Source organism: Streptomyces sp. CA-294286 (assembly GCF_050947155.1).
Lineage (GTDB): Bacteria > Actinomycetota > Actinomycetes > Streptomycetales > Streptomycetaceae > Streptomyces.
This window is the reverse complement of sequence record NZ_CP192005.1, coordinates 1953042-1971884: the sequence shown is the minus strand read 5'-3', so window position 1 is coordinate 1971884 and position 18843 is coordinate 1953042. Positions and strand designations below refer to the sequence as shown.

18 protein-coding genes are annotated in these 18843 nt (G+C 72.5%); 8 read left to right on the top strand and 10 right to left on the bottom strand.

Annotated features, from left to right (window positions below):
* Positions 1–59 precede the first annotated feature (59 nt).
* The 3 genes from ACQPZG_RS13335 to afsQ1 are packed head-to-tail and all read right to left on the bottom strand — an operon-like array spanning position 60 to position 2883.
* Positions 60–677, bottom strand: coding sequence for a hypothetical protein (locus ACQPZG_RS13335; RefSeq protein WP_433546023.1), 618 nt, complete (start codon positions 675–677; stop codon positions 60–62).
* Positions 677–2209: an ATP-binding protein gene (locus tag ACQPZG_RS13330; protein ID WP_433546022.1), complete on the bottom strand. Its 1533-nt coding sequence runs from the start codon at positions 2207–2209 to the stop codon at positions 677–679. Before ACQPZG_RS13330 ends, ACQPZG_RS13335 begins: the two co-directional genes overlap by 1 nt.
* The gene (gene afsQ1, locus ACQPZG_RS13325; protein WP_185028289.1) at positions 2206–2883 is read right to left on the bottom strand and encodes a two-component system response regulator AfsQ1; all 678 of its coding nucleotides are present in this window, start codon (positions 2881–2883) and stop codon (positions 2206–2208) included. The genes ACQPZG_RS13330 and afsQ1 overlap by 4 nt, the downstream gene beginning before the upstream one ends.
* A gap of 192 nt (positions 2884–3075) precedes the next feature.
* Here afsQ1 and ACQPZG_RS13320 point away from each other — a divergent pair, with 192 nt between their 5' ends.
* Positions 3076–3906: a SigE family RNA polymerase sigma factor gene (locus ACQPZG_RS13320; RefSeq protein WP_433546021.1), complete on the top strand. Its 831-nt coding sequence runs from the start codon at positions 3076–3078 to the stop codon at positions 3904–3906.
* A 528-nt stretch (positions 3907–4434) separates the two neighbouring features.
* Here the strand turns inward: ACQPZG_RS13320 and ACQPZG_RS13315 are convergent.
* Positions 4435–5133, bottom strand: a complete 699-nt coding sequence (locus ACQPZG_RS13315) for a uridine kinase family protein (RefSeq protein WP_433546020.1) — start codon at positions 5131–5133, stop codon at positions 4435–4437.
* A gap of 164 nt (positions 5134–5297) precedes the next feature.
* Between ACQPZG_RS13315 and ACQPZG_RS13310 the strand changes: the two genes are divergently transcribed.
* A complete protein-coding gene (locus ACQPZG_RS13310; protein ID WP_433546019.1) occupies positions 5298–5729 on the top strand; it encodes a hypothetical protein in 432 nt (143 codons plus the stop codon).
* A gap of 240 nt (positions 5730–5969) precedes the next feature.
* On the opposite strand, the gene ACQPZG_RS13305 is transcribed toward ACQPZG_RS13310, so the two are convergent.
* Positions 5970–6635, bottom strand: coding sequence for a PH domain-containing protein (locus tag ACQPZG_RS13305; RefSeq protein WP_433546018.1), 666 nt, complete (start codon positions 6633–6635; stop codon positions 5970–5972).
* 385 nt (positions 6636–7020) lie between these two features.
* On the opposite strand from ACQPZG_RS13305, the gene deoC reads away from it, so the two are divergent.
* The 3 genes from deoC to ACQPZG_RS13290 are packed head-to-tail and all read left to right on the top strand — an operon-like array spanning position 7021 to position 10361.
* Entirely contained in the window at positions 7021–7983 is a 963-nt protein-coding gene (gene deoC / locus ACQPZG_RS13300; RefSeq protein WP_185028297.1) for a deoxyribose-phosphate aldolase, read from the top strand.
* A 4-nt stretch (positions 7984–7987) separates the two neighbouring features.
* The gene (locus tag ACQPZG_RS13295; protein WP_433546017.1) at positions 7988–9418 is read left to right on the top strand and encodes an aldehyde dehydrogenase family protein; all 1431 of its coding nucleotides are present in this window, start codon (positions 7988–7990) and stop codon (positions 9416–9418) included.
* Positions 9411–10361: an aldehyde dehydrogenase family protein gene (locus ACQPZG_RS13290; RefSeq protein ID WP_433546016.1), complete on the top strand. Its 951-nt coding sequence runs from the start codon at positions 9411–9413 to the stop codon at positions 10359–10361. Before ACQPZG_RS13295 ends, ACQPZG_RS13290 begins: the two co-directional genes overlap by 8 nt.
* Before the next feature lie 181 nt (positions 10362–10542).
* On the opposite strand, the gene ACQPZG_RS13285 is transcribed toward ACQPZG_RS13290, so the two are convergent.
* On the bottom strand, positions 10543–10977 hold the full coding sequence (locus ACQPZG_RS13285; protein WP_433546015.1) for a VOC family protein: 435 nt from the start codon (positions 10975–10977) through the stop codon (positions 10543–10545).
* 100 nt (positions 10978–11077) lie between these two features.
* On the opposite strand from ACQPZG_RS13285, the gene ACQPZG_RS13280 reads away from it, so the two are divergent.
* Entirely contained in the window at positions 11078–11206 is a 129-nt protein-coding gene (locus ACQPZG_RS13280; protein ID WP_433546014.1) for a hypothetical protein, read from the top strand.
* A 129-nt stretch (positions 11207–11335) separates the two neighbouring features.
* Here ACQPZG_RS13280 and ACQPZG_RS13275 read toward each other — a convergent pair whose 3' ends face one another.
* The 3 genes from ACQPZG_RS13275 to ACQPZG_RS13265 all read right to left on the bottom strand — a co-directional run bounded on the left by ACQPZG_RS13275 (position 11336) and on the right by ACQPZG_RS13265 (position 15081).
* Positions 11336–13015, bottom strand: a complete 1680-nt coding sequence (locus ACQPZG_RS13275; protein ID WP_433546013.1) for a phospho-sugar mutase — start codon at positions 13013–13015, stop codon at positions 11336–11338.
* A 592-nt stretch (positions 13016–13607) separates the two neighbouring features.
* A complete protein-coding gene (locus ACQPZG_RS13270; RefSeq protein WP_185028307.1) occupies positions 13608–14417 on the bottom strand; it encodes a purine-nucleoside phosphorylase in 810 nt (269 codons plus the stop codon).
* Positions 14418–14643: 226 nt separating this feature from the next.
* Positions 14644–15081, bottom strand: coding sequence for a gamma-glutamylcyclotransferase (locus ACQPZG_RS13265; protein ID WP_185028309.1), 438 nt, complete (start codon positions 15079–15081; stop codon positions 14644–14646).
* Positions 15082–15388: 307 nt separating this feature from the next.
* Here ACQPZG_RS13265 and ACQPZG_RS13260 point away from each other — a divergent pair, with 307 nt between their 5' ends.
* On the top strand, positions 15389–16828 hold the full coding sequence (locus ACQPZG_RS13260; RefSeq protein WP_433546012.1) for an NAD(P)H-quinone dehydrogenase: 1440 nt from the start codon (positions 15389–15391) through the stop codon (positions 16826–16828).
* A 158-nt stretch (positions 16829–16986) separates the two neighbouring features.
* Positions 16987–17967 (top strand): DeoR/GlpR family DNA-binding transcription regulator, encoded by a 981-nt coding sequence (locus tag ACQPZG_RS13255; protein ID WP_433546011.1) that lies wholly within the window; start codon positions 16987–16989, stop codon positions 17965–17967.
* A 130-nt stretch (positions 17968–18097) separates the two neighbouring features.
* On the opposite strand, the gene ACQPZG_RS13250 is transcribed toward ACQPZG_RS13255, so the two are convergent.
* Complete coding sequence (locus ACQPZG_RS13250) at positions 18098–18682, bottom strand: TetR/AcrR family transcriptional regulator (RefSeq protein ID WP_433549385.1); 585 nt, start codon at positions 18680–18682, stop codon at positions 18098–18100.
* Positions 18683–18843 lie beyond the last annotated feature (161 nt).

Here is an 18843-nt window from a genome sequence, read left to right as displayed (position 1 = left end):
GCCGGATCCCGACCGGCCCCGCCGAACCCCACCGGGCCCCGCCCCGCTCGCCCTCCGGGTCACCGCGGGTCGGGGGCCGCTTCCGGGCGGGCCTTCAGCGCTGCCGTGCACTGGTACTTGCGGGGCGGGTCCTCCGCGGGGCCGCCCAGTTCCACGGAGGCGTCGCCGTCGTCGGCCGCGCTTCCCGAGTACGTGCACACGATCTGCGCCAGCGCGTGCGGCGGCAGGTCGTCGGGTTCACGGCTGAGTCGCAGCGCCCCCGCCGGGTCCCCGCGCCGGCCCGCGGAGACCGTCAGCGACCCGCGTACGTCCGTACTGAAACCGGCCTGCTTCTCCTCCTGCGACGGTTCCCTCTGCAACTCGTCGAGGAGCGCGTGCGCGGCCCGCATCCGGTCCGCCGCCATCGTCTCGGCGGACACCCCCACCACCCGCTGCACGGACACCAGCCCGGCACCGCACACCAGGAACACCCGTACCGCGGACCCCGCCTCCGACGGGGCGGACGCCGCTTTCGACGGGACGTCGCAGGACACCCGGGACGGTGCGGGCCCCGCGTTCACCGGCACCTGCGTGGTACGGATCCCGCACCCCGACGCCGCGACCACGAAGGCGAGGGCCGAGCCCGCCAGCGCCGCTGCCCGCCGTACCCGTACTCCGGTCCCTGCCGACCGCGTCATCAGCTCCCCTCCCGTACCGCACCGGCGTCCGCACCGGAGTCCGGTCCGGCCTCCGGCGACACGTCCCGGGGCAGCCGGAGCGTGAACACCGCGCCGCCGTCCGGGCAGTTGGCGGCCGTGATGGTGCCGCCGTGGATGAGCGCGTTCTCCATCGCGATGGACAGGCCCAGCCCGCTGCCCTCGGACCGGGGCCGCGAGGCGCTCGCCTTGTAGAAACGGTCGAAGACGTGCGGGAGGACCTCCGCCGGGATGCCGGGGCCGTGGTCCCGCACCTTGATCACCAGTTCGCCGTCGTCGGCCCGCACCGACACCCCGACGGGCGAACCGCCGTGCTTGAGTGCGTTGCCGACCAGGTTCGCGAGGATGACGTCGAGCCGGCGCGGGTCGAGCCGGGCCATGAGTCCCCGCGTCGCGTCCAGCTCGACGGCGTCCAGCCAGGCACGCGCGTCCAGACAGGCCGTGAGCTGGTCGACCACGTCCACGTCGTCGACGACCAGCCGCGCCGTGCCCGCGTCGAAGCGGGTGACCTCCATCAGGTTCTCGACCAGGTCGTTCAGCCGCCGGGTCTCGCTCACCACCAGGTGCACGGCGGGAGCGATCATCGGGTCGAGGCTGTCCGCCTCGTCCTCCAGCACCTCCGCCACCGCCGTGATGGCCGTCAGCGGCGTCCGCAACTCGTGCGACATGTCCGCGACGAAGCGGCGGCTCGCCTCCTCCCGGGCACTCATGTCCGCGACCTTCTTCTCCAACTGCGCGGCCGTCCGGTTGAACGTCCGGGAGAGGTCGGCCAGTTCATCGGTACCGGACACCCGCAGCCGGGTGTCCAGCTTCCCCTCCCCGAGCCGCCGCGCCGCGTCCCCGAGCCGCTGCACGGGCTTCAGCACGGTCGTGGCGGCGGCCTGCGCGAGCAGCGCCGAGCCGAGCAGGGCGAGGCCGGTCGCGATCCCCAGCGACCAGGCCAGCGAGTTCAGATCGTCCCGCTCCTGCTTGAGCGAGGTCAGCATGTATCCGGTCGGCCCGCCCCCGATGACCTTCGCCCCGCCCACCAGGTACGGCGCCCCGTCCAGTTGCGTACGCATCCAGAAGAGGTGGTACGGGTGCGCGTTCCCGGCCGACACCGGCTGTTCCCTGTTCACCTGCTCCTGGAGCTTGGGCGGCACGTTGTCGAGGGTGAACTCGTCGAGGTCGGAGTAGCCGACCACCGGCTTGCCGTCGTCGCGGCTGTCCACCAGCAGCACGCTGTACCCGGGGCGCGCGCTCATCGCCGACATCTGCTCGGCGGTGCGCTGCAGTTCCGCCTGGGTGGGGTTGAGCGGCAGGGACGCGACGCGGCTCTGCATGGACTGCCGGAAGTCGTCGAGGGCACTGTCCTGGGTGCGCGTCAGCACGGCCTCCCGGTTCAGCCAGTACGCGATGCCCGCCACCGACACCGCGGCCGTCAACGCCACCAGCGCGAACACCACGACCAGCCGCAGCCGCAGGCTGGTCCAGCGCAACCCGGCCAGCAGGGCGCGCTTGAGAGTCGTGCTCACGAAGGACTGTCCAGCCGGTAGCCCACACCGCGGACCGTACGGATGAGCGTCGGCGACGACGGCACGTCCTCGACCTTCGCCCGCAGCCGCTGCACGCACGCGTCGACCAGTCGGGAGTCGCCCAGGTAGTCGTGCTCCCACACCAGCCGCAGCAACTGCTGCCGGGACAGCGCCTGCCCCGGCCGCCGGCTCAGTTCGAGCAGCAGCCGCAGCTCGGTCGGCGTCAGTTGCAGGTCCTCGCCGTTCTTCGTCACCGTCATCGCCGAGCGGTCGATCACCAACGACCCGAAGGAGGCGGCGTCGTTGGCCTCCCGTTCGCCGCGCCGCAGCACGGCCCGGATCCGCGCGTCGAGCACCCGCCCCTGTACCGGCTTCACGACGTAGTCGTCGGCCCCGGACTCCAGGCCGACCACCACGTCGATGTCGTCACTGCGCGCCGTGAGCAGGATGATCGGCAGCTGGTCGGTGCGTCTGATCCTCCGGCACACCTCGAAGCCGTCGATCCCGGGCAGCATCACATCCAGCACGATCAGGTCGGGCCGCTGCTCGCGCAGCAGCTTCAGGCCGTCCTCACCGGTTGCCGCCGTGGCAACACGGTGTCCTTGGCGGGTGAGCGACAGCTCAAGCGCCGTACGGATGGCGTCGTCGTCCTCGATCAGCAACAGGAAGGGCACGCGCTCATTCTGGCCCATCCCGGCGCAGGACTTCGACAGTTGGAGCGCTCCCATCGCCACGGGCGGTAACGCCACTCGTCATGACCGCCCCTGTGACGCGCCTGTGACAGTCGCCGGACAGCCCGATGAAACTGCACGGGCAAGCTCTTTCTCACACGGACCGCTACGGACTCCACCGACGGGGGGCGCGAGATGAACGCACTGCACAGCACCAACTCAAGCGCAGTTGTCACGCGTCTCCACGACGTCGTACGGAGCGCCGAGAAGTCCGGCGCCGTGACCGTTCGGGGGTGCGGTCGTGGTGCCGGGCGTTCGCGGACGTCGTCGTACAGCCAGTACATGACGACCGTGGACGTGCCGGGGGGGACCGGCGGGGGGACCAAGGGGGGAAACACCGGGGGGAACGGGGGAGCGGCTGCCGGGGGGGCGTTCGGGGGAGCGCCGGCAGCTGCACGGGCGACGTACGGGGAGGGCACGGGGGAGCGGGTGCCCGCGACTGGGGCGGAGGCGGAGTTCACCGCCTACGTCCAGGAGCGCCGCGCCTCCCTGTACGCAACCGCCTACCACCTGACCGGCGACCGCTTCGAGGCCGAGGACCTGCTGCAGAGCGCCCTCTTCTCGACGTACCGCGCCTGGGACAGGATCAGCGACAAGGCGGCGGTCGGGGGCTACCTCCGCCGCACCATGACCAACCTGCACATCAGCGCGTGGCGCCGCCGCAAGCTGAACGAGTACCCGACGGAGGAGCTGCCGGAGACGGTCGGCGACACGGACGCCATGCGCGGCACCGAACTGCGCGCCGTCCTGTGGCAGGCCCTGGCCCGGCTCCCCGAACTCCAGCGCACGATGCTCGTCCTGCGCTACTACGAGGGCCGCACCGATCCCGAGATCGCGGACATCCTCGACATCAGTGTCGGCACGGTGAAGTCCAGCATCTGGCGCTCCCTGCGCCGGATGCGCGAGGACGAGGTCCTCAGCTTCGGCCGTGACGAGGAGGAGTCCTTCGGCGAACTGGTCGCCTGAGGGCACGAGGTGCCCCACGGCGCGAACGGGTCGCCGAGGGCGCAACGGGGGTCGCCGTCCCGGGGGAGACGGCGAGAGCACGGGGGTGCGGGAGAGCGAAGCGGGGCCACGTCGGCCGGGGGGTCCGACGCGGCCCCGCTTTCGTGTGCCCGCACCAGTGCCGGGGGGCCCGACGCGGTCCCGCTTTCGTGTGCCCGCACCAGTGCCGGGGGGCCCGAGGCGGTCCCGCTTTCGTGTGCCTGCACCACTGGGGTGCGGGGGGCCGGTGGGGATGTGCTGGGCCAGGCGGGGGTGTGCGTGCCGGCCGGCGAGTGGGGGGTCTGTGCCGGCCGGCCCGCGCGGGACCTGGGCTGCGGCCGGGTGTCCGTGTCCGGGTCAGACGGCGGTCCCGTGCCTGGCGTCGACCGGAATGAGCCGCCGCGCGGGACCTGGGTCGCGGCCGGGTGCCCGTGCCCGTGTCCGGGTCTGGGTCTGGGTCTGGGTCTGGGTCTGGGTCTGGCGGCGGTTCCGTGCCCTGTCTCGACCGGACTAAGCCGCCGGTTCCGGCAGCACGCCGACGCCTGCGTCACGGACCTCGCTCACCGCGTCCGGGTGCGCGCTCGTCCGACCGGTGCCGGGGCAGCGGCCCGCCGCCGCGCCTGCCAGCCGCCCCAGCGCCTCGTCCTTGCCGCACGCATGGGCGCCCAGCTCCACGTGGCGCGCCACGATTCCCCGCTCGGCCCGCATCAGCCGCCACCCGCGCCGCACGAGGAACGGCACCGACTTGCGCCCCTCCCGCACGTCGCGCAGCAGCCGCCGCCGGAACGTCGTGAAGGGCCGCCCCCGCAGACACAGCGCGTCCGCCAGGACGCCCAGCTCCCGGCACCTCGCCACGATGTCCGCCGCGAAGATCCCCTCCGCGATGAACAGGGGCGTGCGGTCGATGTCGAGCGCCTCCTCGGACACCCGTGCGCTGGTGGCGAGGTCGTACACCGGGACAGTGGTCCGGCCCGTACGGCAGAGTTCCAGGACGGCGGCCACCGCCACGTCCGCGTCCCACGACAGCGGGGAGTCCCAGTCGACGTCCGTACTGCCCTCGACCAGCGGAAGCGTCGGATCGTCGTGCTCCTTGTAGAAGTCGTCCAGGCGCAGTACGGGCAGACCGGTACGTGCGGCGAGGGACGACTTCCCGGAGCCGGAGGGGCCTGCGAGGAGGACGACGCGGGCGGTCAGAGGAGAAGAGCTCACGGGAGACAAGTGTGCGGCATGGGCCCCGTGGAGGTCTCCCCGGGCGACGTCGTTGGTGCATCGCACCGCTCGTCAACTACTCTGCGTACGCAAGTGATCACGTGATCGATTCGTTCCGGTGCCGATCCGGAACCCGATCCACGACGCAGACGGGCGACTCACTCATGGCACAGGCACCACGTCACGCAGCCCCCCGGCCGCCGCGCCGCTCACTCCTGCGGGCCGGACTCACCGTCACCGCGGTCGGCGCGGCCCTGACGGCGGGGGCGGGCGCGGCCCAGGCGGCTCCCGGCGCGGCGGCGCTGCCCGCCGGGGTCGGCCAGTTGGTCGACGACACCGAGGTCGCCCCGACCGCCGGTCAGGCTCTGGCGGGCGCGCTCACCCACTCCGCGGCAGGCGGCCTCGGCCCCGCCAAGAACGTGCAGCTCGACCCGCTGGCCGGCACCAGCGCCGACCCGCTGAACAATACGATCGGCACCCAGCTGGCCGACTTCCAGCCGGTCCACACGGGACTCGTGACCGCTCCGCTCGCGAACGGCGGCGCGCTGAAGGACCTGCCGGTGGCGGGCCAGGCACTGGGCCTGCTGCCGGGCTGAGGTGGGTGGTGGGCGTGGGGTGTGGCCTGCTGCCGGGCTGAGTGCGGGTGGTGGGTGTGGCCGGCTGCCGGGCTGAGTGCGGGTGGTGGGTGCGGTCCGCTGCCGGGCTGAGCGGGGTGAGGCGGAAGCTGTCGCCGGGTTGAGCTGGACGGGGCGCGGGTTGCCGTCCGGCCGGGGAGGGCGTGGGTCTGCGTGGCGCCGGGGTGCCCGCGTGGTGCAGGGGCAGGTGCGCCCCGTCCGTCAGACGGCGAGCAGTACGACCAGCGCGATCAGCCCCGCCACGCACGGCACCACGATCTCGTACGCCCACCGCACCGACGCCTCGCCCTGAGCGGCCGGGCGGGCGGCGTTGCGTTCGGCGAGGTCCTGGAGATCGATGACCCGCTGGTCGCTCGACGCGACGTGGCTGTCGCCGCCCCGGGAGGGCCGGCCGAGCGGCGCGCGGCCGGTGTGCAGTTCCCCGGACGCGGTGGCCTTCGCCTGGGTACGGACCGCCCTCTTGCGCTGCCGGAGCGAGACCGGGACGGCCCACAGCTGGTACTTCGCGCCGCCCGCCAGCACCTCGCTGGTGTAACCGGTCCGGATCGCGTCCACGGCCCCCCACGGCAGCACGATCGTCCGGAACGGGTTGCGGATCCGGAGCCGGTCCTCGTTCGCGTACACGGCGGGACGCAGCAGGAACGCCACGACCAGTGGAACCGCGAACGCCAGCCCCGCGAGCACGGCTCCCACCGTGTGCGCGTCCGACTTGAGCATCGCGTCCACGGAGAGCCAGGCGGCGACGGCGAGCATCAGGACGCCCCAGAAGACGTTGGCGCCCGAACGGAAGACGCGGTCGGCGTAGCCCGTCGACTCGTCGGAGCCGCCGGACCTGCCGGAGGAGGGGGAGGGGCCGCTGCTTGTCATGGGGCCGATTCTGCCTGACGTCCGTTCGAGGCCGAAGCTCCTGTGTCTCCGGTCACGGCGTCGGCCGGGACGGGCGCGGGCTCCCGAACCGGCGACACCGCCGTGTACTGCGGGCGGGGCCACCACTCTGCGGGCGGGCCACCTCTTCCTACGCGGCGACACCGCCTCACCTCACGGGTAACAGATCCCTACCCGTGGAGTGACAGTTGCCTTCCCCGCGGGGTGACACCTCTCATCCCCCACGGGGTGACACCTCTCTTTCCCCTCGGGGTGACACCTCTCTTTCCCCTCGGGGTGACACCTCTCTTTCCCCACGGGGTGACACCTCTCTTTCCCCACGGGGTGTACAGGTCGCTACGCGCGTAGATATGCTCCAGTGGTGACCATGCCCACCTCTGCATCCGCTCCCGCATCCGCATTTGTCGACGCGACCGCGTCCGACAGCGCACTGCGCCGCTTCCTGCACGGGCTGCCCGGCGTCGACGCCGTCGGCCTGGAGGCCCGCGCCGCCGCGCTCGGTACGCGCTCGATCAAGACCACGGCCAAGGCGTACGCCATCGACCTGGCCATCTCGATGATCGACCTGACCACGCTCGAAGGCGCGGACACCCCCGGCAAGGTCCGGGCGCTGTGCGCCAAGGGCGCCCACCCGGACCCCACCGACCGTACGACCCCCAGGGTCGCCGCGATCTGCGTCTATCCGGACATGGCGGCCACCGCCAAGGAGGCCCTCGCCGGTACGGGGATCAAGGTCGCGTCCGTCGCGACCGCCTTCCCGGCCGGCCGCGCCGCCCTGCCCGTCAAGCTGGCCGACGTGCGTGACGCCGTGGAGGCGGGCGCGGACGAGATCGACATGGTGATCGACCGGGGAGCCTTCCTCGCCGGGCACTACCTGAAGGTGTACGAGGAGATCGTCGCCGTGAAGGCCGAGTGCGGGGACCGCGCCCGGCTCAAGGTGATCTTCGAGACCGGCGAGCTGTCCACGTACGACAACATCCGCCGCGCCTCCTGGCTCGGCATGCTGGCCGGGGCGGACTTCATCAAGACGTCCACGGGCAAGGTCGCGGTCAACGCCACCCCGCCCAACACGCTGCTGATGCTGGAAGCCGTACGGGACTACCGCGCGCAGACCGGCATTCAGATCGGCGTGAAGCCGGCCGGCGGCATCCGCTCCACCAAGGACGCGATCAAGTTCCTGGTACTGGTCAACGAGACCGTGGGCGCGGACTGGCTGGACAACCACTGGTTCCGCTTCGGCGCCTCCAGCCTCCTCAACGACCTGCTGATGCAGCGTCAGAAGCTCAGCACGGGCCGCTACTCCGGCCCCGACTACGTGACGGTGGACTGATCCCATGACCTTCGAGTACGCACCCGCGCCGGAGTCCCGCGCAGTCGTCGACATCGCGCCGAGCTACGGCCTGTTCATCGACGGCGAGTTCGTCGAGGCCACGGACGGCAAGGTCTTCAAGACCGTGTCCCCGTCGACCGAGGAGGTCCTGTCCGAGGTGGCCCTCGCGGGCCAGGAGGACGTGGACCGTGCGGTCCGGGCCGCCCGCAAGGCATTCCAGAAGTGGTCCGCGCTGCCGGGCTCCGAACGCGCGAAGTACCTCTTCCGCATCGCCCGCATCATCCAGGAGCGCAGCCGCGAGCTGGCCGTCCTGGAGACGCTGGACAACGGCAAGCCGATCAAGGAGACCAGGGACGCCGACCTCCCCCTGGTCGCGGCGCACTTCTTCTACTACGCGGGCTGGGCCGACAAGCTCGACCACGCGGGCTACGGCGCGAACCCGCGTCCCCTCGGCGTGGCGGGCCAGGTCATCCCCTGGAACTTCCCGCTGCTGATGCTCGCGTGGAAGATCGCCCCGGCGCTCGCCACCGGCAACACGGTGGTCCTGAAGCCCGCCGAGACCACCCCGCTGTCCGCGCTCTTCTTCGCGGACATCTGCCGCCAGGCGGGTCTGCCGCGCGGCGTCGTCAACATCCTCCCGGGGTACGGCGACACGGGCGCGGCCCTGGTCGGCCACCCGGACGTCAACAAGGTCGCCTTCACCGGCTCGACCGGCGTCGGCAAGGCCATCGCCCGCTCGGTCGCGGGCACGAACAAGAAGGTCACCCTCGAACTGGGCGGCAAGGGCGCGAACATCGTCTTCGACGACGCGCCGATCGACCAGGCCGTCGAGGGCATCGTCACCGGCATCTTCTTCAACCAGGGGCAGGTCTGCTGCGCGGGCTCGCGCCTCCTGGTCCAGGAGTCGATCCAGGACGAGCTGCTGGACGCGCTGAAGCGCCGCCTGTCCACCCTGCGGCTGGGCGACCCGCTCGACAAGAACACCGACATCGGCGCGATCAACTCCGCCGAGCAGCTCGCCCGCATCAAGGCCGTCGCCGACACGGGCGAGGCGGAGGGCGCCGAGCGCTGGTCCGCACCCTGCGAACTGCCGTCCTCCGGCTACTGGTTCGCCCCGACGCTCTTCACGAACGTCACCCAGGCGCACACCGTCGCCCGCGACGAGATCTTCGGCCCGGTGCTGTCCGTCCTGTCCTTCCGCACCCCGGACGAGGCGGTCGCCAAGGCCAACAACACCCAGTACGGCCTCTCCGCCGGCATCTGGACGGAGAAGGGCTCGCGCATCCTCGCGGTCGCGAACAAGCTCCGGGCGGGCGTCGTCTGGGCCAACACATTCAACAAGTTCGACCCCACGTCGCCGTTCGGCGGCTACAAGGAGTCGGGTTACGGCCGCGAGGGCGGTCGCCACGGCCTGGAGGCGTACCTCGATGTCTGAGTCGACCGACGTGAAGCAGTCCGACGTGAAGCAGTCCGACGTGAAGTCCGACGCGAGGCGTCTGAGCGTCTTCAAGACCTACAAGCTGTACGTGGGCGGGAAGTTCCCGCGTTCCGAGAGCGGCCGGGTGTACGAAGTGACGGACAGCAAGGGGACGTGGCTGGCCAACGCCCCTCTCTCCTCCCGCAAGGACGGCCGTGACGCGGTCGTCGCCGCCCGCAAGGCCTTCGGCCCGTGGTCCGGCGCGACCGCGTACAACCGCGGCCAGATCCTCTACCGGATCGCTGAGATGCTCGAAGGCCGGCGCGAGCAGTTCGTGCGCGAGGTGGCCGACGCCGAGGGCCTCTCGAAGTCCAGGGCCGCCGCCGTGGTGGACGCGGCCGTCGACCGCTGGGTCTGGTACGCGGGCTGGACCGACAAGATCGCCCAGATCGCGGGAGGCGGGAACCCGGTGGCGGGCCCGTACTTCAACCTCTCCACCCCGGAGCCGACCGGTGTGGTCGCGGTCGTCGCCCCCCAGGACTCGTCGTTCCTGGGCCTGGTGTCCGTGCTCGCCCCCGTCATCGCGACGGGCAACACCACGGTCGTCATCGCCTCGGAGAAGTCCCCGCTCCCCGCCCTGACCCTGGGCGAGGTCCTGGCGACCTCCGACCTCCCCGGCGGCGTCGTCAACATCCTCACCGGCAAGGCCGCGGAGATCGCTCCCTCCCTCGCCGCCCACCAGGACGTCAACGCGATCGACCTCACGGGGGCGGGCGCGGGCACCGACCTGGCCCGTGACCTGGAGATCGCGGCGGCTGACAACCTGAAGCGTGTCCTGCGTCCCTCGTCCGCGACGGACTGGACGGCCCCCCAGGGCACGGAGCGCCTCACCGCGTTCCTGGAGACCAAGACGGTCTGGCACCCGACCGGTTCGCTGGGCGCGTCGGGCTCGGCGTACTGACCGACCCGCATCCGGCCTGTCTGCGGCCCGCCTCCCGCTTCTTGCGGGGGCGGGCCGTTTCCTGTGGGCCGGAGTGCGCTTCCGGCCTGACTGCGTGACGAAGCCCCCGTACCCACGCCGGGCCGGGTGAGGTGCGAGGGTTCCGTCGAACGGCCTTGCCGTGCAGTGGAGTTCGCCCCACTCAGTCGAGGCAGAACTCGTTGCCCTCGATGTCCTGCATGACGATGCAGGACTCGTTCTCGCCGTCGGCGCGCATCGTGTACAGGTGCACCGCGCCCAGCGCGACGAGTCGTGCGCACTCGGCCTCCAGAGTGGCCAGACGCTCGTCACCCACGAGCCCGATACCGGCCCGCACGTCCACGTGCAACCGGTTCTTCACCGTCTTGCCCTCGGGAACGCGCTGGAAGAGCACGCGCGGCCCCGCGCCGGAGGGATCGCTGCACGCGAAGTAGACCTCCCGCTCCTCGGGCGGCAGCGAGTGCTGGTGCTCCTCCCAGGTGGCGAACCCTTCCGGGACCGGAGGAAGGACGTACCCCAGAACCTCGCACCAGAAGGCGGCGAGTCGCGTGGGTTCCGCGCAGTCGAAGGTTATTTGGATCTGCCTGATCGTTGACATCGGCGCACGATAACAGGGCCCTCGCACAGCTCCGCGCGGTGCGGTCGCGGTGGTCGGCTCTCGGCGGTTCGGCCGGAGGGCCCGGGGGTACCCGGGCTTCATGACGACAGCGGAGAGTTCCGACGACGCGGGGCCAGTGGAGATGACCCTTCTGTCGGTCTTCTTGTTCCTGGTCCTCGTCGTGGCGGGAGTGATCTTCTTGTTCCACAAGCTCCGGGGCCGGAAGTAGCCTCTGGGCTACGGACGCACGGTGCATTGTGCGGGAACGATCCGCCTGCCGCGGACGGGCCCGGACGACGCGAAGTCCCGCCCTCCGGCGCGGACCGGTGGGCGGGACTTCGCGAGGCGGGGCAGGAGGTCAGATGCCCGCCGCCGCCGACAGGTCGCGCTTGACGGCGGCCAGGATGTCGGCCGCCTGGGCGCGGGCCGCCGGGAGGGCGGCTGCGTCCGGGACCGGGACGACGACCTCCAGGTAGCACTTGAGCTTCGGCTCGGTGCCGGACGGCCGGACGATGACGCGCGCGCCCGTCAGGTGGTAGCGCAGGCCGTCCGTCGGCGGAAGCGACTCCGTGCCCCGGGTGAGGTCCTCGGCGGAGACGACCGGCAGGCCGGCCAGCTGGGTCGGGGGGGCCGTACGGAGGCGGGTCATCGCGTGGGCGATGACGCTCAGGTCCTGGACCCGGACCGAGAGCTGGTCGGTGGCGTGGAGGCCGTGGGTGACCGCCAGTTCGTCGAGCAGGTCGAGCAGCGTGCGGCCCTGCTCCTTGAGCTCGGAGGCGAGTTCGGCGACGGCGAGCGCGGCGGTGATGCCGTCCTTGTCGCGGACGCCGTCGGGGTCCACGCAGTAGCCGAGGGCCTCCTCGTACCCGTACCGCAGGTTGTCGACCCGGGCGATCCACTTGAAGCCGGTCAGGGTCTCCTCGTGGCGGATGCCCGCGTGCGCGGCGATGCGGCCCAGGAGGGAGGAGGAGACGATCGACTCGGCGAAGACCGCGTCGGGTTCGAGGCCGCCCTTGCGGGCGAGGTGGGCGGCGAGGAGCGAGCCGACCTCGTCGCCGCGGAGCATGCGCCAGCCGCCGTCGACGGAGGCATCCGGAACGGCCACCGCGCAGCGGTCCGCGTCCGGGTCGTTGGCGATGACCAGGTCGGGCGCGGGGGAGGTGCGGCGGGCCGTCGCGAAGGCGAGGTCCATCGCGCCGGGCTCCTCCGGGTTGGGGAAGGCGACGGTCGGGAAGTCCGGGTCGGGCTCGGCCTGTTCGGTGACGAGGACCGGCTCGGGGAAGCCCGCGCGGGCGAAGGCGGCCAGCAGGACGTCCTTGCCGACGCCGTGCATGGCCGTGTAGACGGTGCGGGCGCCGCGCGGCGAACCGGGGGCCAGGACCGCGTCCGTACGGGCCAGGTACGCCTCCAGGACCTCCTCGTCGAGCACCGTCCAGCCGTCGTCGGGACGCGGTACGTCGGCCAGGGCGGCGACGGCGTCGATCTCGGCGGCGATCTCCGCGTCGGCGGGCGGCACGATCTGCGAGCCGTCGCCCAGGTAGACCTTGTAGCCGTTGTCGCGCGGGGGGTTGTGGCTGGCGGTGACCTCCACGCCCGCCACCGCGCCCAGGTGCCTTATGGCGAAGGCCAGTACGGGGGTGGGCAGCGGGCGCGGCAGCAGTACGGCGCGCAGGCCGGCTCCCGTCATCACGGCCGCCGTGTCGCGCGCGAAGTCCGCGGACTTGTGGCGCGCGTCGTACCCGATGACGACCAGGTCGTCGGACGAGCGGGGACGGCCCGGCTGCTTGGCCAGGTAGGCCGCGAGGCCGGCGGCGGCGCGGATGACGACGGCACGGTTCATCCGCATGGGCCCCGCGCCGAGTTCGCCGCGGAGGCCGGCGGTGCCGAACTGGAGGGTGCCGGAGAAGCGGGCGGCCAGCTCGGCGGTGTCCCCGGCGTCGATGAGCTTGGCGAGCTCTTCGCGGGTCTCGGGGTCGGGGTCCTCGGCGAGCCAGGCGCTGGCGCGGGCGAGAAGGTCTGAGGGGGTGTCCTGGAGCACGGGTCGCCTTTCGGGAGGGAACGGGAAGTCCGGTGGTCACCGGGCGGTGGCGGGACGGGGCGGCGGAGTCGGAACAGGGCGGGGCGGGACGGTAGTCGGTTCCGATCCTCTACCCGCCCCTCAGCCGGACCGCTCGCCACGGGACGGGGAAGTTTGGTCACTACGGGCCACGCACCGCGCTGCACGGCCCGTTCGCAGGAGAGCGAGGCACGCGGAGGACTCCGCGGCCCACCACGGCCCGCTTGAGGTGCGCGCGGCCGACCGCGGCGCCCTGTGGGGGCGCCGGGCACTGCGCGACCGGCCACGACGGACCCGCGCGGACGACCCCGCCCCGTGGCGAGCGGTTTCGGGAAGGGGCGGGGGCGGGGAGGGACCGAACCCGCGGAGCGGCCCACGGCCGGCGGCCCGTCCCGTCGCCCGGCCGAGGCGGGGAGCGATCCGCGCGGGCCCCGGTTCCGGCCGGATCCCCGCCCCGACCGGGCGCGGGCCCCGATTCCGGCCGGATTCCCGGCCCGACCAAGGTGAGGACGGCCGGGCCCCGGGGAACGGCCCGCAAGGATCTGCCTCCACGAACCGCCTCGCCCCCAGCCCGCTAGATGCGCTCCAGCACCCGCGCCAGCAGGCTGCCCATGCGGGCCGCCGAGTCGCGTCCGGCCTGGAGGACCTCCTCGTGGTTCAGGGGCTCGCCCGACAGACCGGCGGCGAGGTTGGTGACCAGGGAGATGCCGAGGACCTCCGCGCCCGCCTCACGGGCGGCGATGGCTTCGAGCACGGTGGACATGCCCACCAGGTCGCCGCCCATGACGCGGACCATGTTGATCTCGGCCGGGGTCTCGTAGTGCGGGCCGGGGAACTGGACGTAGACGCCCTCCTCCAGGGTCTCGTCCACCTCCTTGCACAGGGCCCGCAGACGCGGCGAGTACAGGTCCGTCAGGTCGACGAAGTTCGCGCCGATGATCGGCGAGGCGGCCGTCAGGTTGAGGTGGTCGCTGATGAGGACCGGCTGGCCGGGGCGCATGCCGTCGCGCAGGCCGCCGCAGCCGTTGGTGAGGACGACGGTCTTGCAGCCGGCCGCGACGGCGGTGCGGACGCCGTGCGCGACCGCGGCGACACCGCGGCCCTCGTAGTAGTGCGTACGCCCGAGGAAGACCAGCGCGCGCTTGTCGCCGATCCTGTACGAGCGGATCTTGCCACCGTGACCCTCTACGGCGGGGGGCGGGAAGCCGGGCAGCTCCGTGACCGGGAACTCGGCCTCGGCGACGCCGAGCGCGTCCACGGCGGGCGCCCAGCCGGAGCCCATCACGAGGGCGACGTCATGGGTCTCGGCGCCGGTGAGCTCGCGCAGGCGCGCGGCAGCGGAGTCGGCGGCGGCTTGGGGGTCCGAAATAACAGATGCGTTCACGCGCAGAAGGGTAGCCGCTTTGGCCCTACGCGCGTAGATGTCTGCTCGTCGGACCTGCCGCGCCGAGCTTGTGCATTCGCACGAACGCAGCCCGAACTCAGGTGCCGCGGCCGTACGGGAAGGGGGCGGCGGCCCTCAGGAGTGGCGGGCGCCGGGAGTGCGGGGCCGTTCGGGTGCGGTTGGCCACACCCGGCCCTGGGCCTGCGCGTGTGGGGGTCCGCGCGGCTCAGCAGGGGCGCTTGCGCAGCTCCATCACGTAGTCGTGGGGTGCGCCCGCCGACTCCGCCGCGTCCGCGATCTCGCCCAGGTAGCGCGCCGACGGCAGGCCGCCCTCGTACCCGTTGAGCACGTACATCCAGGTGGCTTCCTCGCCCTCCAGCGTGTGCACGCGCACCCGCATCCGGCGGTAGATGTCCAGGCCGACGCCCTCCCACCGGTCCATGGAGTCCTCGTCCATCGGAGCGAGGTCGTACAGGGCGACGAAGACCTGCGAGCGGGGCGCCTCGACCACGGTGGCGAGCGACCCCTCCCAGCCCATCTGCTCCCCGCCGAAGGTGAGCCTCCAGTCGTTGAGCCAGCCGGTGCCGCGCAGCGGCGAGTGCGGTGCGCGGCGGGACATCAGCCGCGCGTCGAGGTTGCCGGCGTACGCGGCGTAGAGCGACATGGCTCCGAGGGTACGGGAGGGCCGACGCTCGCGTACGGACGCCGCTGATCTCGTGCCGGGCGGAGGGCCGGGGCGTGAGCAGGGTGAGTACGGGGGGCATGACAACGCCCGTGCGCCCCTCCGGGTTCCCGTACGCGGGCCCCGGGGCGAAGTCCGCTCCCGGGTACGGGACAATGACGTACGTACTGCACTCCTCCGGGGCGACCCCCCGGGACCCCGGCCGGGGCAGGCAGGACGGGCCGGGCGGAGTCAGCGCACCCCAGCGACACCCAGACTCAGGCTCAAGCGAACGCGAGGCGGACTTTTCGTGACCCGGATCGTGATCATCGGCGGCGGACCCGGCGGGTACGAGGCGGCCCTGGTGGGCGCCCAGCTCGGCGCAGAGGTGACCGTCGTCGACTGCGACGGACTCGGCGGGGCGTCGGTACTGACCGACTGCGTACCGTCCAAGACCCTGATCGCCACGGCCGAGGTGATGACGACCTTCGACTCCTCGTACGAGGAGCTGGGCATCCTCGTGGCCGACGACACCCCGCCCGAGGAGCAGTCCGCGCGCGTCGTCGGCGTGGACCTCGGCAAGGTCAACCGACGGGTGAAGCGCCTCGCGCTGGCCCAGTCGCACGACATCACCGCGTCCGTCACACGGACCGGCGCCCGGGTCGTACGCGGCCACGGCCGTCTGGAGGGCCAGCAGGCCAACGACGGCTCGCGCACCGTCGTCGTGACGGCGGCGGACGGCACCGAGGAGCGTCTGACGGCCGACGCCGTGCTGATCGCCACCGGCGGCCACCCGCGCGAGATCCCGGACGCGCAGCCGGACGGCGAGCGCATCCTGAACTGGACCCAGGTCTACGACCTCGATGAACTCCCCGACGAGCTGATCGTGGTCGGCTCCGGTGTGACCGGCGCCGAGTTCGCGGGCGCCTACCAGGCCCTCGGCTCCCGCGTCACCCTCGTCTCCTCCCGCGACCGCGTGCTGCCGGGCGAGGACCCGGACGCCGCCGCCGTCCTGGAGGACGTCTTCCGGCGGCGCGGCATGAACGTCATGGCGCGCTCGCGCGCCCAGTCCGCGAAGCGGGTCGGCGACCGCGTCGAGGTCACCCTCGCCGACGGCCGCGTCATCTCCGGCTCGCACTGCCTGATGGCCGTCGGCGCCATCCCGAACTCCGCGGGCATGGGCCTGGAGGAGGCCGGGGTGAAGCTCAAGGACAGCGGCCACATCTGGACCGACCGGGTGTCGCGCACCTCCGCGCCGGGCGTGTACGCGGCCGGCGACGTCACCGGCGTCTTCGCGCTCGCCTCCGTCGCCGCGATGCAGGGCCGCATCGCGATGTACCACTTCCTCGGCGACGCGGTGGCGCCGCTGGACCTCAAGACGGTCTCCTCCAACGTCTTCACCGACCCCGAGATCGCCACCGTCGGCTACTCCCAGGCCGACGTCGACGGGGGCCGGATCGACGCGGTCGGCGTCAAGCTCCCGCTGCTGCGCAACCCGCGCGCCAAGATGCAGGGCATCCGGGACGGCTTCGTCAAGCTGTTCTGCCGCCCCGGCACCGGGATCGTCGTCGGCGGCGTGGTCGTCGCGCCGCGCGCCAGCGAACTGATCCACCCGATCTCGATCGCCGTCGACAACAACCTCACCGTCGAGCAGATCGCCAAGGCGTTCACCGTCTACCCGTCGCTGTCGGGCTCGCTCGCGGAGGTCGCTCGCCAGCTGCAGTCCCGCAAGACGGCGGGCGACAGTTAGGCCGAACGGGCGGTAGCGCAGGGTGACGGCCGCGGGCCGGAGCGGGACACGCTCCGGCCCGCACCCCTATACCACTACCGGGCACTCTTTGTGACCAACTTCTGTTAATCGGCGCAAACTGCTGAAAACTATCGGCCGCTCAGGTTACTGTCAGTTTCGTGTTCGCTGCAGAACGTCGCCAATTGATCCTCGAAATGGTGCGGGCCAACGGGGCGGTTTCGCTCCGTGAGCTCGCCCGCGTCGTCCAGACCTCCGAAGTGACCGTACGGCGGGACGTGCGGGCGCTGGAGGCAGAAGGACTCCTCGACCGCCGGCACGGCGGTGCGGTACTGCCGGGCGGGTTCACCCGCGAATCCGGCTTCCCGCAGAAATCCCACCTCGCGACCGCGGAGAAGACGGCCATCGCCGACCTCGCCGCGGGACTCGTGGAGGAGGGGGAGGCCATCGTCGTCGGCGCCGGTACGACCACGCAGGAGCTGGCCAGACGGCTCGCCCGGGTCCCCGGGCTGACCGTCGTGACCAACTCCCTCCTGGTCGCCCAGGCGTTGGCGCACGCCAACCGCGTCGAAGTCGTCATGACCGGCGGAACCCTGCGGGGTTCCAACTACGCGCTGGTGGGAAGCGGTGCCGAACAGTCCCTCCAGGGGCTGCGGGTCACCCGCGCCTTCCTCTCGGGCAGTGGCCTCACCGCGGAGCGCGGCCTGTCCACCTCCAACATGCTCTCGGCGAGCGTCGACCGGGCCCTGGTCCAGGCGGCGGCGGAGGTCGTGGTCCTCGCGGACCACACCAAGCTGGGCACCGACACCATGTTCCAGACGGTGCCCACCGACCTCATCACCCGGCTGGTGACCGACGAGCCGCCGCCCCACGACGAGCGCGCCGCAACGGAGCTGCAGGCGCTCGCCGACCAGGGCGTGCAGATCACCGTGGCGGGAGCGGGCGGTGCGGGGGCGTCCGCGCCCGGAGGCGACGGCGTCCCCACGGGGCGGCAGCAGCCGCGCCGGGAGACACCCCTGCCGGGGCAGCGCCGCATGCATCCGGGAGCGCCCGGCGGCCCGCTGCGCAGCGCTGCGAGCCTCGGCGAGCAGCAGGCGGCGGCCGGTGAGCGGGCGAGAGTGGCCGATATGCGTCGGCGCTGAGCGGCTGCCCGTGCGGAGCGGCCGTACCGGTACGGGTCCCCGTGGCCGGTACCGGGTCTGCCGCTGCACGGGAGGCGCTGCCTTTGCGGGCGCTGCGGTAGCGGCGCCATGGCCCCGTACGGAGGTCTGCTTACGGCTGTGACCCCGACAGGTCCTCTTCCGCGCGGGGGCGCAGGCCGCGCAGCGCCAGGGACAGCAGCCGGTCGGCCAACTCGGGGTCGTCCGGCGACTGTTCGGCAGCCAGCGCGATGGCGTTCGTGAGCTGCATGAGGTCCCGGACGGGTACGTCGGGGCGTACGGCGCCGGACCGCTGCGCGCGCGCCAGCAGTGCCGTGCCCGCCTCCCGCATCGGGATGCTGCACGAGGCCATCGCCGAGGCGGGGCTGTCGGTGCCGCACTCCGCCATCAGTGCGCGCGCCAGGCCGCGGTACTCACCCGCATGAGTGATGATCGCGCGCAGCCAGGTGACGAGGGCCTCGCAGGGGGCGGGCGCGTGGGCCAAGTCCTCCGCACGGGCGATGAGTTCGTCCACCGCGCCCTGGAAGACGGCGCCCATCAGGGCGTACCGGGTGGGGAAGTGGCGGTAGAGCGTGCCGATCCCCACGCCTGCGCGGCGGGCGACCTCCTCCAGCGAGGCGTCGGTGCCGTGCGCGGCGAAGGCGGCGCGGGCTTCGGCGAGCAGCCGGTCGTGGTTGCGACGGGCGTCGGCGCGCATGGGGCGGGGCACGGGGCTCGCCGACGCGGTGGTCGGAGTGGTGGGGGGACTGGTGGTCGCCATGGCGTCCAGCATGCCATTGGGGGTGTGCGGCGGTGGGGGCGTGGGCGGGGTGCACCGTCCGGTGGGGCGTACGTGGGGCGGGGGTGCACCGTCCGGTG